Annotated in this window: 11 protein-coding genes; 5 read left to right on the plus strand and 6 right to left on the minus strand. The window is 46.5% G+C overall.

What is annotated here, in order from left to right; genetic code table 11:
• Positions 1-4: 4 nt before the first annotated feature.
• The 4 genes from FTU87_RS03530 to msuE form a co-directional block, all read right to left on the minus strand.
• Positions 5-1,420: a deoxyribodipyrimidine photo-lyase gene (locus tag FTU87_RS03530; protein ID WP_100534522.1), complete on the minus strand. Its 1,416-nt coding sequence runs from the start codon at positions 1,418-1,420 to the stop codon at positions 5-7.
• Between the two features lie 120 nt (positions 1,421-1,540).
• A complete protein-coding gene (locus FTU87_RS03535) occupies positions 1,541-2,161 on the minus strand; it encodes a riboflavin synthase subunit alpha (protein WP_180001006.1) in 621 nt (206 codons plus the stop codon).
• A gap of 181 nt (positions 2,162-2,342) precedes the next feature.
• Positions 2,343-3,455, minus strand: coding sequence for a dimethylsulfone monooxygenase SfnG (gene sfnG, locus FTU87_RS03540; protein WP_180001005.1), 1,113 nt, complete (start codon positions 3,453-3,455; stop codon positions 2,343-2,345).
• 29 nt (positions 3,456-3,484) lie between these two features.
• Positions 3,485-4,219 carry an FMN reductase gene (gene msuE, locus FTU87_RS03545; RefSeq protein ID WP_180001004.1) on the minus strand — a complete coding sequence of 245 codons (735 nt, stop codon included), beginning with the start codon at positions 4,217-4,219 and terminating at the stop codon, positions 3,485-3,487.
• A 377-nt stretch (positions 4,220-4,596) separates the two neighbouring features.
• On the opposite strand from msuE, the gene FTU87_RS03550 reads away from it, so the two are divergent.
• Positions 4,597-5,247 carry a response regulator transcription factor gene (locus FTU87_RS03550; RefSeq protein WP_004281370.1) on the plus strand — a complete coding sequence of 217 codons (651 nt, stop codon included), beginning with the start codon at positions 4,597-4,599 and terminating at the stop codon, positions 5,245-5,247.
• Positions 5,248-5,327: 80 nt separating this feature from the next.
• Here the strand turns inward: FTU87_RS03550 and FTU87_RS03555 are convergent, their stop codons facing one another.
• On the minus strand, positions 5,328-6,089 hold the full coding sequence (locus FTU87_RS03555) for a hypothetical protein (protein ID WP_005095093.1): 762 nt from the start codon (positions 6,087-6,089) through the stop codon (positions 5,328-5,330).
• A 410-nt stretch (positions 6,090-6,499) separates the two neighbouring features.
• Positions 6,500-9,991 carry a PAS domain-containing hybrid sensor histidine kinase/response regulator gene (locus tag FTU87_RS03560; protein ID WP_180001003.1) on the minus strand — a complete coding sequence of 1,164 codons (3,492 nt, stop codon included), beginning with the start codon at positions 9,989-9,991 and terminating at the stop codon, positions 6,500-6,502.
• A 182-nt stretch (positions 9,992-10,173) separates the two neighbouring features.
• Here FTU87_RS03560 and FTU87_RS03565 point away from each other — a divergent pair, with 182 nt between their 5' ends.
• The 4 genes from FTU87_RS03565 (at position 10,174) to FTU87_RS03580 (ending at position 15,302) form a co-directional block, all read left to right on the plus strand.
• The gene (locus FTU87_RS03565; RefSeq protein ID WP_004890697.1) at positions 10,174-10,506 is read left to right on the plus strand and encodes a DUF485 domain-containing protein; all 333 of its coding nucleotides are present in this window, start codon (positions 10,174-10,176) and stop codon (positions 10,504-10,506) included.
• Position 10,507: 1 nt separating this feature from the next.
• Positions 10,508-12,214, plus strand: a complete 1,707-nt coding sequence (locus FTU87_RS03570; RefSeq protein ID WP_180001002.1) for a cation acetate symporter — start codon at positions 10,508-10,510, stop codon at positions 12,212-12,214.
• Positions 12,215-12,442: 228 nt separating this feature from the next.
• Positions 12,443-13,156 (plus strand): ion channel, encoded by a 714-nt coding sequence (locus FTU87_RS03575; RefSeq protein WP_005095099.1) that lies wholly within the window; start codon positions 12,443-12,445, stop codon positions 13,154-13,156.
• A 175-nt stretch (positions 13,157-13,331) separates the two neighbouring features.
• A complete protein-coding gene (locus tag FTU87_RS03580; protein WP_180001001.1) occupies positions 13,332-15,302 on the plus strand; it encodes a choline BCCT transporter BetT in 1,971 nt (656 codons plus the stop codon).
• The last annotated feature ends 71 nt before the right edge of the window (positions 15,303-15,373 follow it).

The following is a 15,373-nucleotide window of genomic DNA, read 5'->3' on the forward strand; positions in this document are numbered from 1 at the left end:
TTTTTTAAAGCTGCTTAAAAGCCTCGATTGCCCGGACACGGGAAGATTTTAAATCCACAAGCGGTTTTGGATAGTCCAGTTCACGGTCAGGGTTTTTGGCGTAGGGTTCATGAATGCTTTTGGCATCCAGATGCGCCAGTTCAGGCACCCACTGACGGATATAATCCCCATTCGGGTCGAACTTCTGTGACTGGCTGACCGGATTGAAAATCCGGAAATAAGGCACCGCATCCATACCCGTCGAAGCACACCATTGCCATCCGCCATTATTGGCTGCCAGATCACCATCAATCAGCTGCTGCATGAACCAGCTTTCTCCCAAACGCCAATCGATCAGCAGGTTTTTGCACAGGAACATTGCGGTAATCATGCGCACCCGATTATGCATCCAGCCGGTGGCCAGTAGCTGCCGCATCCCGGCATCTACAATCGGGATCCCGGTTTGGCCCTGTTGCCAGGCTGCCAAATCTTCAGGTGCATGCCGCCACTGGATTTTATCGGTATTTTCTTTAAACGGGCGATGTCTGGAAACGCGGGGAAAATCGAACAGGGTATGCTGATAAAACTCACGCCACAGCAGTTCATCCAGCCAGGTTTGTTGACCGAGATCATCGATCTGGAAATAGCCATGATGTTGTTTAAACAGCGCCTGAATGCACTGGCGGATCGAGAGAATGCCGATATTTAAATAAGGCGAGAGTTGACTGGTGCCATTAAGCGCTGGAATATCACGATCTGTTTGATAGCTGCTTAAGCGGTCTTCGATAAAATCATCCAGCATCTGTAGGGCATGAGTTTCATCTACGGGCCAAAGTTTTTCAGAATTTTCTATTGAATAGCGACCCGCAAACTTTTCCAGATCAAAATGTGTCAGCTCTGCAGGCAATTCGAGCAAGTCCTGAGACGCAATCACAGGATAAGCAGAAGGCACATCGAGAATCAGCCGCTCATAGCATTTTTTCTTAAAGGCACTATAGACTTGATAGGGTTGATTGGACTGATTGCGGATACTCGCCAATGGAAAGAGGGTGCGATCATGATACAGCTCGACCCGAATCTGCTGCTGTTCTAGTCGTTGCTGAACCTTGAAATCACGCTGTAGTTCATTGACCCCAACTTCAATATGTGCATGCACGCTATCAATCTGCAAGTTTTGGCAGAGTGCTAACATCTCATCAGCAAGATTACGCCACAAGCCGACTTCTCGCACAATTAAAGGAATATTCAGTTGTTCTAGTTGCTGTTTGAAAACCTGTAGCCGTCGCAGATAAAAATCGATTTTGATCGGCGCATCTTGATGTAACTGCCATTGCTCAGGAGAAAGCACCACCAAAGCCACACAGGGGCCTTGTTGAGTGGCATGCCACAAAGCGGCATGGTCTTGAATTCGAAGGTCTTGGCGAAACCAGATCAGATGCATGGTACTTTCTTAAATCAGGGAGTTAGCCTGCATTTTAGGCAATCTGCTACCGATGGAATAGTATTAAAATATTAATATGATAGGAGACTGATTTTTGCACGTACCAGTCTCTTTATACCATTAAGCTTTGGCTTGATAAATATTTTCCAGAGTATCCACCAAAGTACGGGTCATCTGGTCAATTTCATAATTCACTGTATCGCCCACCTGGATGTGCTTCCAGGTGGTCAGACGCAAGGTTTCTGGAATCAGGTCAATCGAAATTTCACTGTGGGCACGATCGACACGGTTCACGGTCAGGCTGCAGCCATTTAGCCCGATAAAGCCTTTTAGGAAGAAGTACTTGATATTGCCCTCTGGAATCTGTAAATCGATATGCAGGGTTTCACCGCGAGCTTCAATCTGGATGACCTTAGCCCTGCCTTCAATATGGCCATACAGATTATGTCCACCGTTTTCTGCACCGACTTTGGCAGAGCGTTCAATATTCACTTCATCACCAATTTTTAAGGCTTTCAAGGTGGTAAGCGCCAAGGTGACATTGGAAATATCAAAATGAATCTGTTTCTGCGCCCGGTCAATCGTGCTCACCGTGAGACAGACACCATTTACTGCCACACTGGCGCCAATAAACACATCTGCAAAAAAGCCGTGCTGATCACTGACCAACAGGGTAATAAAACCATCGCCTTTGCGAATCTCGATGACCTGTTCCAGGCCTTGGACAATACCGGTATACATAGTTAAAACGTCTATTCTTGCAATTGCATCCCATTGTAGGCAGGAAAGCTAAATCCGGCTAGCGCTTTACTGGACTGCTTGGTTTCTGTCCGGATAAAAAAACCCTCAAGCCGAGCCTTGAGGGGAAAATTTGCAATGTGCCGTCATTATTATAATATTTGGGCATAAGCACCACTTAGATTTAAGCGGATTTAGCCTGCACAACCTGCTGTTGTTGTACTTCTAGCTCACGCACCAATGGCAACACCTTTTCTCCAAAATATTCGACTTCTTCAATACAGTGCAAGAAACCGGAAAGCACCAGATCGACTCCAATATTTTTTAAAACTACAATACGTTCAGCAATTTGCTGCGGTGTGCCAATTAAATTGGTCTTGAAACCGTCGTTATACTGGACTAAATCTTCAAAACTTGATTTTGCCCAGTTGCCTTCGCCTTCAGTTGTCGAGGCACCGGCTTCACGTGTCGCTTCAGCAAAATTTTTCACTGCTTTGATATTGGCCTTATCAATAATTTCCTGTAACACCGCTTTGGCTTGTTCTTCAGTATCACGTGCGATGATAAAGGCATTGACCCCAATTTTTACAGTGTGATTATTGGCCCGGGCTTTTTCGCGAATATCATCAATCTGTTTTTTCAGCTCTTCAGGGGTGTTGCCATTGGTGAAATACCAGTCTGAAACACGTGAAGCCATATCGCGCGCCGCACGTGAACTGCCACCCTGAAAAATCTCGACCGGTTTATCCGGGAGCGGTTGTGGGCGTAAGGTATAGTCTTTAAATTGATAGAACTTGCCATCAAAATTAAAGTGATCCGTATTCCAGATTCCGCGCAAACTGCGAATAAACTCTTCTGAACGGGCATAACGCTGGTCATGCTCTGGCCATGCTTCGCCAATCGCATCAAATTCGCCACGGAACCAGCCACTGACCACGTTAATCGCAATCCGGCCATTGCTGAGCTGGTTAATGCTGGCCAATTGTTTTGCCGCAAGCGCAGGTTTCCACGGCCCGGGTAAAATTGCTGCAATTAACTTGATCTTGCTGGTTTGTGCGAGCAAGGCATGACTGAAGCTGACAGATTCATGCTGGTTTTCTGCACCATAGCTTGACGCAAAACGAATCTGGGTCAGACCATATTCAAAACCGCTTTTTTCTGCTGCTTGTGCCAGACGCACGTTATATTCATAGCTCCAGTCGGTACGCTGTTCGATGGTACTGACGACAAAACCGCCACTGACATTCGGAACCCAATACGCAAATTTGATGTCTTGCTGTATTTGCTGTTGTGACATATTTCAACCCTCGAAGTGAAAATCGCTGATCAAGCAACTTGCGTTTGCGCTGATTTTTTACTGTGCAAGCGGGATTCTGCTGCATCCAGACTTGGTACAGCCGCAGAGGGCAAGACTTCTTCTTGTTCGATTTGTTTATTGATGCTCAAGTTCTGGTTGGCCTGTTGGGTTTTTGCTTTAACGACTTCGGCACGTTGTCCTTTGGCCGGTGTCCATTCCAGAATAGGCAGGGCACGTGCTACTGCCAGGGTAATACGATCGCGGAGCAATTCACTGTGAATGGTATATTCAGGAGTGAAATCACGATCAGTCGCATACACGCCAATCGGTAAAGTCTGAGCCTGGAAGAAGCTGAATAATGGACGTAATTGATGTTCGAGCACCAGCGCATGTCGGTCACTACCACCTGAAGCTGCTAAAAGTACCGGTACATCGACCAGTGCAGTCTGCTCGACAAAATCAAAGAAATGTTTAAACAAGCCGGTAAATGAAGCGCGATATACGGGTGTACCAACAATCAGCGCATCTGCAGCTTCGACTGCGGCCAGATCATCCTGAACGCGCTGCGGTAATTGATTACGATAAATCGCACCACCCAGGAGCGAACCAATTTCACTAAATTTAATAAAATGTACATGAATTGGTGTCGCTTCACCCAGTTCATCAATAATGGCCTGAACCAAGGCTTCTGTTTTAGACGGATGATTTAAACCACCCGATACGGCAACAATATTTAAGGGTTTTTGCGCATTAAAATTAGACATGTTTAGAACCTGAAAAATAGGAGTAATCTCGGAATGTCCTTATTAATCCCGATTCAGTGCCGGGCTGTAAAATAACGAAAAGCTGAAAAGTTATCTGATTTTTCGATATATGAAAAAAGCCTGGTTTATAAGCATTAATTTTAATATAAGTTTTTGATATGTAGATTTATATTGAATATAGCTAAGCTTTTTAATTTAGGAATACGTTATATATAAAAAAGTGATGAGAATTAAATAATTATTGAAATACCGCGAAAAATGGTGATTTTGAAGAAAAACTGCATATTATTTTAAAAATTGTAGAGTCTTGCATATCCTTAACCGGGTTGTGTGGTTAGAATAGGGTCTACCGTGCCAAGATCTCTCTCACGTTGCCTATGAATATTTTAATCGTTGATGATCATCCACTATTTCGTCATGCCTTGATTCAGGCTGTACGTTATAGCCTGCCACAAGCCCAGATTCATGAAACTGCGGCAGTCAATGAATTTTATGAACGTCTAGAAAATGGCCCCGAGCCTGATCTTGTGCTGCTGGATTTAAATTTGCCAGGCGCATCAGGTTTTTCTGCCTTGGTACACGTCCGCGCGCAATATCCGTCGCTGCCGATCATTGTCGTGTCTGCGCATGAAGAAGTCAGTATTATCCAGCGTGCCATTGCGCATGGTGCCATGGGCTATATTCCAAAATCTGCCCATCCAAGCCATATTGGTGAAGCGATTCGCGAAGTGCTGGAAGGTGAGATCTGGTTACCGCCAAATCTGCCAGCCAATATGAACTTTGACCCGCGTGCTGCCGATGAAACGGCTTTGGCGGAACGGATCCAGTCTTTGACCCCACAACAGTTCCGAGTATTGATGATGGTGGCCGAAGGCTTGCTGAATAAGCAGATTGCTTATGAACTGGACGTGTCAGAAGCGACCATTAAAGCGCATGTGACTGCAATTTTCCGTAAGCTTGGCGTACAAAACCGGACACAAGCGGTATTGGCCATTAATGCACTGAATATTGAAGACCGGAAAATGTAAGTTCTGTATATCCGCATGGAAAAAGGCCTCCTTGGAGGTCTTTTTTTATCTGAATAATTCAGTGAAAAAGCATGCATATATTAAGCAATATAATCCTGCTTGCGGGTGAAATCATCGCAGAATAATGGATTTAAGGCACATTGCAATTCATCGATCTGATCTTCGGTGACATAACCCTTGGATTTCAGATACTCTGCCACGCGATCATCTCGCAGGCTCAGGAAAGTCGCATCATAAACACCCAGATCGACAAAGAGTGCAGCCGTTTCCAGACTGTTAAAACGGTCCAGATAGACTTCATTGTCATACATCAGGAAGATATGATCATCGCGCGTGTTCGGATCGACATGTAAACGCTGCGCTAGCTCATGCGGGCAGGTTTTAATAAATAGTAAATCAGACAGCTCGTCAAACTGGCTGGTATCCAGACAGTTATCTTCGTTTTTGACTTTACCCAGCCAGGCCTTAAACACCAGGACGGCACCACCACGCAGCAACATGCTCCAGATCTGATGACGAGTTTGCGCCGGCAGATCCGCTGTTTCAGCTTCTAAAGACTGAAGCAGTTTGTCTTCCTGCTCGGCAATCCGTTCAAACAGACCCAGTCCTTGCGGCTTGTAAGCATAAGGTTCAAAGACATCAAAATGTAATTCATCAAAAACTTGCAGTGCCAGCGGGACTGCACTCTGATACAGCGTTTCCAGCGCCTGATACTGGGCATCATTCAGCTTGCTGTATTTAAAGATCTGTGCCCAGTCAATGCTTGGCAATAAGGCATTGGCGCCATATTGACGGTGGAACTGCTGGGCCTGATTCAGGCCATGGTTTTGATCTATGTTCATGTGAAGAACTCCGATATGCAGAAAGATCAGCTACCCAAACAATCAAGGCATGTATGAGATGGAAACTGATCGTTTCTTATTCCTCTATTTTTAGAGCCAAGCATAGCTGATAAAAAATACGACTAAAGTTATAGTGCTGGAAAATTACCCTTTAATTATGAGTTAAAACAAATAGATAATTAATTGTAAATAAGTGTACTGCTGTACAGGTACAGATTGGTCATTTTTTGCCATGGTGAATTAGAAAATGAACATTTTGGTCAATTTATTCGGCTGTATTTTCGGCATATTTGCTGCTTTTAGCACATTAGAATAAATTTTATGCAAGCTAGGTGATTTTCTGTGGCAGTTGAGTATAAAAAATGCCCATTTTAAGCTTTAAAATGGGCATTCATGAATGCAATACAATCTTAGGAATCAGAAATTTTCAGTCCGGATAACCATGATCGTAAGGATGCAGGTTTCAGTGGTTTTTTCAGCAATACAATATTCAGCTCTTTCAGGCGCTGTGGCAATTCCGGATCGGAATCGGCAGTAATCAGCGCCACCGGAACATCATTGCGGCGCTGTTCCAGAATAAAGTCTAAACCGATCTTGTTCTGATTGAGATGCTGATCGACCAGCCAGACCTGAATATTTTCCTGCTGAATCAGCCTCAATGCCTGCTCTGGTTCGGTGGCTTTAAAGACTTGATAACCCCATTTGCTCAACAAGGTCGCCATCCCTTCCAGAATGGTTTCATCATTATCCAGACACAGGATTTTAAACGCCTTGGTTTTTAGTGGTACGGCCTGAACAGGTGCAGCGACGACTTTGGGTGCTGCAATGACAGGCACTTCAATCATAAAACAGGAGCCTTTGCCCAGCGCCGAATACACATGCACAGGATAATCCAGCATGCTGGTCATGCGTTGTACGATGGCCAGACCCAGTCCAAGGCCCTGTTCACCCCATGGAGAGGTATGGCCGCAACGTTCAAACTCCTGAAACAGCTTGATACGTTGTTCTTCGGCAATCCCCGGTCCGGTATCCCAGACGCCAATGCGGATATGATTCGGTTTGGTACTGGAGCGTAAGACCCCGACCATCACTTTACCTTTGGCGGTATAACGCAGCGCATTACTGACAAAGTTCTGGATAATCCGGCGAATCCACTGTGGATCGGTATCAATCCAGAACTGCGCATCATGTACACTGAATTGAATGCCACGTTGTGCCGCAATGGATTTAAACTGCAGTTCCAGATCACTGAGCAGGTCATGTAGCGGATAGGCCTGACGTTTCGGCTGAATGGTACCGCCTTCCAGTCGGGCAATATCCAGTAGCGCAGACAGCATGCTTTCTGCACCATGCAGGGCACGATCTAGTTGCTGCAAGGTCTTGCGGTCTTCGTCATTTTGCACGCTTTGTTCCAAGGCAGTACTGAACAGACGCGCCGCATGCATCGGCTGCAACAGGTCATGACTGGCGGCGGCAATAAAGCGGCTTTTCGACATATTGGCTTTGTCGGCCTGTTCACGCGCCAGTTGCTGTTCGGACAAGGCATCTGCCAGCTGTTGGGTACGATCCTGAACCCGGGCTTCCAAGACGGCTTCATTTTCACGGAAGGCAGTAATATCGGCAAAAGTCGTAACGAAACCACCCCCTTCGATCGGATTACCACGCATCTGAATGACCCGGCCATCTTTACGAATCCGTTCAAATTCATGGGCACTGCCGACCTGCATCCAGTGAATACGCTTGCGGACATGTTCTTCGACCGAACCCGGCCCACATTCACCACGTTCGGCGTTATAACGGATCAGATCTGCGATTGGACAGCCGACATAGACAATATCGGTCGGATAATCGAACAGTTTCAGATACTGATTATTCCAGGCCACCAGACACATGTTTTCATCGACTACGCTGACCCCTTGGGTCATGTGATCAATCATGGTCATGATCAGATTCTGGTTAAAACGTTGCCATTGCGAGGCCTGATCGAGAATGTTGGCGACCTGACCCAAGGCCAGGCCATTATTGACCATGGCCGTGGTCAGCAGGGTACGTGCCGAAGCTGCCCCGATGGTACCGGCCAGATATTGTTCGGTAAAACGCCACCACATGCCATTGGCGCTGCTATTTTCATTCAGTTCGACACTGTTTTGGGTACAAAATTGCTGAAAAGCGCGGGTAGTGGGCCCTTCACCGGTAATGCGCTTGGCCAGGGTAATCAGATCGCCGACTTTTAAACGCGCCACATCCTGATGCGAATAACTGACTTCAGTTGAGGGACTCTGCGATGGCAGTGGCTTGGTTTCATAATAGAAGAAACTTTCAGCCTGAATCTGTTCGGCAATACTCGGACGGAAAATCCGCGAGATCCAAATATATAGGATTGTATTCAGGCCCAGTGCCCAGACCACCCCATGCGTCAGCGGATCAAACGATTCGAAACCGATCAGCGCTTCAGGACGTAACCAGTTCCAGCCAAAAGGGCCGTTAGTGAGCAGACTTTGGCTAAAGCGGTGATAGGCTTCTGGCAGGCTGCGCAGAATGGTGGGAAACAGCAGGGTATAGGACCACAAGGCAAAACCGGTCAACAGACCCGCATATACGCCCTGCTTACTACCACCGCGCCAGTACAGGCCACCGATCAGGGCAGGGGCGAATTGTGCTACCGCACTAAAGGCCAACAGGCCAAAAACAGAAAGCTGATCAATATCATTAAAGAAGTTGAAGAACAGGAAGCCCATTAACATCACGCCCAGAATACAGATCCGGCGGGTAAATTTCAGTACCAGTGGCAAGCGTTTATCATGTCGGGAAATCAGTTTCAAACGCCATAGCGCTGGCATAATCAGATCATTACTGAGCATGATGGAAAGTGCCACAGAAGACACCAGCAGCATCCCGGTAGATGCGGAAAAGCCGCCCAAGAATGCCAATAAAGTGAGCCAGTCCTGATTATAGCTGAGGGGTAAGGACAGGACCGCCACATCTGGAATTGCCAGATATTGCGGCGCCGCATGCAATGCCCAGCTGGCAATCGGAATAATCGCCAGCGTGGTCAGAATCAGATAAACCGCAAACCAGCGCCGTGCACCGCGGATATGTTTTTCATCACGCAGCTCCACCACTGCCACATGGAACTGGCGTGGCAGGCAGATAACTGCCAGGGCTGCCAGCAAGGTCTGAACCCAGAAACTTTGCGGAACCCCAAACAGCTGGACATCACGGAAGGTGGTACTGATATCTGTGCTGATCTGTGCCATATTTCCTGGTGCTTCAAACATAAAGAAACAGGCGACTGCCAGCAGGGCAAAGAGCTTGACAAAGGATTCAAAGGCCACGGCCAGCATCAGACCGCCATGCTGTTCAGTATTGGCAATCTGCCGGGTGCCAAAGATCATCGCCAGAATGGCCAGTACACCGGTCAAAAACAGCACCCCATTGGTGGTGTTGGCAATTCCGGCAGATGGTTCCAGAATGACTGCGGCACTCAGGGCAATGGCGCGTAGCTGTAAAGCCAGATAAGGCACAATCGCGACCACTGCCAGAATGGTGACCAGCGATGCCAGCGGGCCACTTTTACCATAGCGCGCCGCGACAAAGTCCGCGATTGAGGAAATCGCATGATGCTGTCGTACCCGTCCTAATCGGCGCCAGATATCATAACCGACGGCAACGAATAACAGCGGGCCAAGATAGATCGGCAGGAAAATAATGCCTTCCCGTACCGCAGCGCCGGTAGCGCCATAAAAGGTCCAGGATGAACAGTACACCCCTAAAGTTAAACTAAACAATAGCATGCGCCCACGGGTACTCAGCCGGCTGGCATGTTTTTCCCCGTAAAAAGCGCAGATAAAGAGCAATGCGATATAGAGGGCAAGTACCCCTATGATGAGCCAACTGTTCATATAGCCTGATGTGTGCTGAGCATGCCGCTATGATAGCGCATCATGAACGCTGCAGTTTAAATTGGTCATTTTTTAACGACCAAAGTCTAAATTACAAGAACATATGATTCTTGTTAAGTTGTAATAGTGATAATTCGAATTAAAAAATAGGCAGCCCAAGGTTGGGCTTCAGGAGAGTAATTATGGATGAGGTACAAGTAGATCGCATTCTACAAAATCCAAAATTCAAAGAAATGGTTGCCAAGAAAAGTCGTCTTAGCTGGACGCTTACGGCAATCATGTTATTCGTTTATGTCGGCTTCATGCTTTTGGTCGGCTATAACAAAGAGTTTCTATTGTCTTCACTTTCAGGTGGTGTGACCACGTGGGGTATTCCACTCGGTCTGGGCATCATTGTTTTGTCGTTTCTCTTGTGTGGTGTGTATTCCTACATTGCCAATAACAAACTGGATCAATTGACCGAAGAAGCAATCCGTGAAGTTGAAGCAATCGCTCATGAAAAAGGACCACGTTAAGATGAAATGGAATTCTCTTATTGCCCTGGCGACCACCCTTATGGCTTCAGGTATGGCTTTCGCTGGTCCTGACTTGGGTGCAGCAGAACAGCAACCAACCAACTGGCCTGCAATTATCATGTTTGTGATTTTCGTAGGTGCAACACTGTTCATTACCAAATGGGCAGCGAAACAAACCACCAGCACCAAAGACTTCTATACGGCCGGTGGCGGTATTTCCGGTTTTCAGAATGGCCTGGCGATTGCCGGTGACTATATGTCAGCAGCTTCTTTCCTGGGTATTTCCGCGATGGTGTTCCTGTCAGGCTTTGATGGCTTGCTGTATTCACTGGGCTTTATGGTCGGTTGGCCGATCGTATTGTTCCTGGTGGCAGAACGTCTGCGTAACCTGGGTAAATACAACCTGTCAGACGTAGTGTCTTTCCGTTTACAGGAAAAACCGGTACGTACCTTGGCTGCTTTAAGCTCGCTGGTTGTGGTGGCGTTCTATCTGATTGCACAGATGGTGGGTGCAGGTCAGCTGATCAAACTTCTATTCGGTCTGAACTATAATATTGCAGTCGTGATCGTTGGCTTGTTGATGATGGCCTACGTGATGTTCGGCGGTATGTTGGCAACCACTTGGGTACAGATCATCAAGGCGGTGATGTTGCTGTCTGGTGCAACCTTTATGGCATTCATGGTCATGAAAGGTGTGGGCTTCAGCTTTACCAACATGTTTGAACAGGCGATTGGTGTCTACTCAAAAGTACATGACTTGAGCCTGACAGATGCGACCAAAATCATGGGTCCGGGTAGTCTGGCGTCTAATCCGATTGATGCGATTTCTTTAGGTCTGGCATTGATGTTTGGTACAGCAGGTCTTCCACATATTTTAATGCGTTTCTTCACGGTAAAAGATGCTAAAGAAGCGCGTAAATCAGTCGTAGTTGCGACAGGTTTTATTGGTTATTTCTACCTGCTCACCTTCATCATTGGTTTCGGTGCGATTCTGTATGTATCGAACAACCCGCAATTCCTTGATGTTGCGAAAATGGCATTGACTGGCAAGCTGGAGCTGGTTGGTGGTAATAACATGGCTGCGGTGCACCTGTCTGATGCAGTGGGCGGCGACCTGTTCATGGGCTTTATTTCTGCAGTCGCATTTGCCACGATTCTTGCAGTCGTTGCTGGTTTGACCCTGTCAGGTGCTTCAGCAATTTCGCATGACTTGTATGCCAACGTTTTGAAGAAAGGCCAAACCACGCCTGAATCTGAACTACGTATGTCTAAGATTGCGACTTTAGGTCTTGCGATCTTCGCGATGATTCTCGGGATTCTGTTCGAGAAACAAAACGTAGCCTTCATGGTCGGTCTGGCGTTCTCGGTTGCAGCATGTGCCAACTTCCCGGTACTGGTATTGTCTATGTTCTGGAAAGGCTTGACGACACGTGGTGCAGTGATTGGTGGTGTTGCAGGTCTGGTAACCGCAGTAACCTTGATTGTGCTGTCTAAAGCAGTATGGGTCGATACTTTGGGTATTTCTGATACACCAGTGAACCCGTTCAATGGTCCTGCAATCTTCGCGATGCCATTGTCATTCTTCTGCTGCTGGTTATTCTCTGTGACAGATAATTCAGCACAGGCTCAAGCAGAACGCAAAGCCTTTGATGCTCAGTTTGTACGTTCACAAACCGGTATCGGTATCTCAGGAGCATCAGATCACTAAGATTTGATATCCTGCAAAAAAAGTCCCGTAAGGGACTTTTTTTATGCCCTTATGCTCCAAATTTTTTAGAGCAAGCGCCGTACTGAATTTGGGTGCGCTAGATTTTACTTTGATTTTTTCAATCTTTGCATATAAATCGTACAGCTATATACTGCTTTAATCATGCTATGTTAAGCCTGATAAAATAACAATACATGCGTGCATGACTAGACAAACAAGAAGGGCAGTATGAAGCAATCTTTGCAGCAGTTCTGGCACAGTTTTACCCATCTGCCCTCAGCATGGCTGCTTTGTTTACAATTGCTGATTTTGATCTTGTCCATGTTGAGTTATGAAAACCTGCCCTATCGGGCAATCACCTGGATGCTCGGTGTCCTGGTGTTACTGGTCATTGCCAAGGTCATTCGCCAGACGCCGATGTTTACCATTTTAGGACTCAGCTTTGTGGCCGGCGCAATTCTATTTTCTTCACTGATTGTTTTGGGCCTGCGCTATACCTGGGTCTATGTGACGGCGAATTTGTTTGAAGCCAGTGCATATTTTAGTGCTGCTTATGGCCTGTTGCGTTATATGTTTCATGACCGCTATCTTACCAAAGATGAACTCTTTGCAGCTGGAGCGGTATTTACCTTACTGGCCTGGGGCTTTGCTTTTCTTTATAGTGTCTGCCAGTTATGGGTGCCTTATAGCTTTTCAGATCCTGACTTGCAAGCCCATCAGCCTTGGCTAGATTTGATCTTTCTCAGCTTTAGTGTCCAGTCCGCCACGGGCTTGTCGGATGTGATGCCGGTCAGTCCGCTGGCACGGATGCTGGCAATTATCCAGATGTTTGTCGGGGTGATGTATCTGGCGCTGATTGTATCCCGCTTAATTGCCTTGCAATATATCGCACGTCTACCTCATAAAAAGAACGTGAAAAATAGAGAAAACCCGCCTGAGTAATGAAGTTCATCCTTTTATTGTATTGGTTACAGTAACTTAACGGCTTTATTTTGTGTAACATCCTAAAATAGCAGGAGATCTAGCTTCCATAGACTGAATCTGTCTGATCATTTTGACCTTACCAATAATTATTTGACGCTGTTTGTCGATCCAATTTTTAAAAAATGGAGGAGGTATGCCTTCCACAAAACCATCCTGGTTTGCCAATATCAATCCAAATGTTTTTATTAGTACTGTCGCCATTATTGCGATATTTTTAGCGTTGGTCGTATTTGCACCCGATGCTTTTTCAGTTTTCACCCAGCAACTGAACCAGTGGATTACCACCTCCTTTAGCTGGTTCTATGTATTGTCGGTGGCGATATTTCTCATCCTTCTGGTTTATATTGCCCTGTCAGACATGGGTAAAATCAAACTGGGGCCTGATCATAGTCAGCCTAAATATAGCAGTACCTCCTGGTTTGCGATGTTATTCACTGCAGGCATGGGCATCGGACTAATGTTCTTTGGTGTGGCCGAGCCAGTAATGCATTATGTCACGCCACCTGCCGGCGAGCCAGAAACGGTAATGGCTGCACAGCAATCCATGCGAGTGACATTCTTTCACTGGGGGCTGCATGCCTGGGCCATTTATACGCTCGTCGGTTTGTCGCTGGCGTATTTTGCTTATCGGCATCAACTCCCCTTAAAAATTCGCTCAGCCTTGTATCCGCTGATTGGCAAAAAAATCTATGGCCCGATTGGGGATGGGGTCGATACCTTTGCCACCATTGGTACAGTCTTTGGCGTAGCCACGACTTTAGGTTTTGGCGTGACCCAGATTAACTCGGGTTTGAACTATTTGTTTGGCATTGAACAGGCACCCAGTACTCAGGTCATTTTGATTATTGTGGTCAGTGCCATGGCGGCGACTTCCGTATTTTTTGGATTAGACAAAGGAATTAAACGTTTATCTGAACTAAATTTGGTACTTGCACTGCTGTTGCTGATTTTTGTTTTTGTGGCAGGTCCGAGTATTTATCTGTTACAGACGACTATTCAGAATGCCGGCCAGTATGTTTCAAATCTGTTCAGTATGACCTTTAATCTGTATGCCTATCAGCCAAGTGGCTGGATTGGGGGCTGGACCATCATGTACTGGGCCTGGTGGATTTCCTGGTCGCCATTTGTCGGGATGTTTATTGCCCGGGTCTCGGAAGGGCGCAGTATTCGTGAATTTATCGTGGGTGTATTGCTGATCCCGACTGGATTTACCCTGATCTGGATGGGCTTTATGGGCAATGCTGCGCTGTATAGCATTATGCATGAAGCCAATACCAGCTTGCTAGAAGCAGTTCAACGTGATTCCTCTGTGGCTCTATTCGAATTTTTAGCTAATCTGCCTTTCAGCTCAGTGACCAGTATCATTGCGACTTTACTGGTGATGCTGTTCTTTGTGACTTCTGCCGATTCAGGAGCATTGGTGACTGATTATCTGACAGCAAAAAGTGAAAATTCACCGACCTGGCAGCGTCTGTTCTGGACCGTACTCATGGCTTTACTGGCTATCATCCTTTTACTGGCAGGAGGCTTAGAGGCTTTGCAATCGGCCACGATCATGAGTGCTTTGCCATTTACCTTCATTATGCTGCTGATGTGCTGGGGATTAATCAAAGCCTTACATCTGGATGTCACCAAAATGCATGCGCTGCAAGCCGCACGGATTACCCCGCGTGCGATCCAGAATCCGCGCAGCTGGCAACAGCGATTAGGCCTGATTATGCATTATCCGCACACTCAGGAAGAGGTGCAGCAGTATATTCAAAATACAGTGAATAAGGCATTTCTCAGCTTTCAGAGTGAATTGAAACGGCGCCGATTACACGTGACGATTAGTCCGCTAGAAGACGGTATACAGCTCCGTGTTGATCATCAGGATGAAATTAATTTTATCTATCAGGTCAATGCGACCCAGACTTTAAGTCCAAGCTTTATGTCGGAGCCGGAGTGTGCAGGAGCAGACTCCTATCAGGCGGAAGTATTCTTGAGAGAAGGCGGGCAGAGTTATGACGTGATGGAATGGACGCAGGAAGATCTGCTCCAGGATATTATTGATCAATATGAGCGACATTTGCACTTTTTAAGTCTGGTGCGTACACCGGAATAAGCGTATCTAAATCTGAAAATCAAGCAATAATAAAAAAGGACGCATCAAGCGTCCTTTTTTCTATTCAGCAT

This window comes from Acinetobacter sp. YH12156 (assembly GCF_013418235.1).
Lineage (GTDB): Bacteria > Pseudomonadota > Gammaproteobacteria > Pseudomonadales > Moraxellaceae > Acinetobacter > Acinetobacter pseudolwoffii.

Coding starts and splice junctions, on each gene's coding strand:
- msuE (WP_180001004.1), bottom strand. CDS start 4,219: ATGTCTAATTTTAATGCGCAAAAACCCTTAAATATTGTTGCCGTATCG.
- FTU87_RS03535 (WP_180001006.1), bottom strand. CDS start 2,161: ATGTATACCGGTATTGTCCAAGGCCTGGAACAGGTCATCGAGATTCGC.
- FTU87_RS03530 (WP_100534522.1), bottom strand. CDS start 1,420: ATGCATCTGATCTGGTTTCGCCAAGACCTTCGAATTCAAGACCATGCC.
- FTU87_RS03580 (WP_180001001.1), top strand. CDS start 13,332: ATGCCTTCCACAAAACCATCCTGGTTTGCCAATATCAATCCAAATGTT.
- FTU87_RS03570 (WP_180001002.1), top strand. CDS start 10,508: ATGAAATGGAATTCTCTTATTGCCCTGGCGACCACCCTTATGGCTTCA.
- sfnG (WP_180001005.1), bottom strand. CDS start 3,455: ATGTCACAACAGCAAATACAGCAAGACATCAAATTTGCGTATTGGGTT.
- FTU87_RS03555 (WP_005095093.1), bottom strand. CDS start 6,089: ATGAACATAGATCAAAACCATGGCCTGAATCAGGCCCAGCAGTTCCAC.
- FTU87_RS03550 (WP_004281370.1), top strand. CDS start 4,597: ATGAATATTTTAATCGTTGATGATCATCCACTATTTCGTCATGCCTTG.
- FTU87_RS03575 (WP_005095099.1), top strand. CDS start 12,443: ATGAAGCAATCTTTGCAGCAGTTCTGGCACAGTTTTACCCATCTGCCC.
- FTU87_RS03565 (WP_004890697.1), top strand. CDS start 10,174: ATGGATGAGGTACAAGTAGATCGCATTCTACAAAATCCAAAATTCAAA.
- FTU87_RS03560 (WP_180001003.1), bottom strand. CDS start 9,991: ATGAACAGTTGGCTCATCATAGGGGTACTTGCCCTCTATATCGCATTG.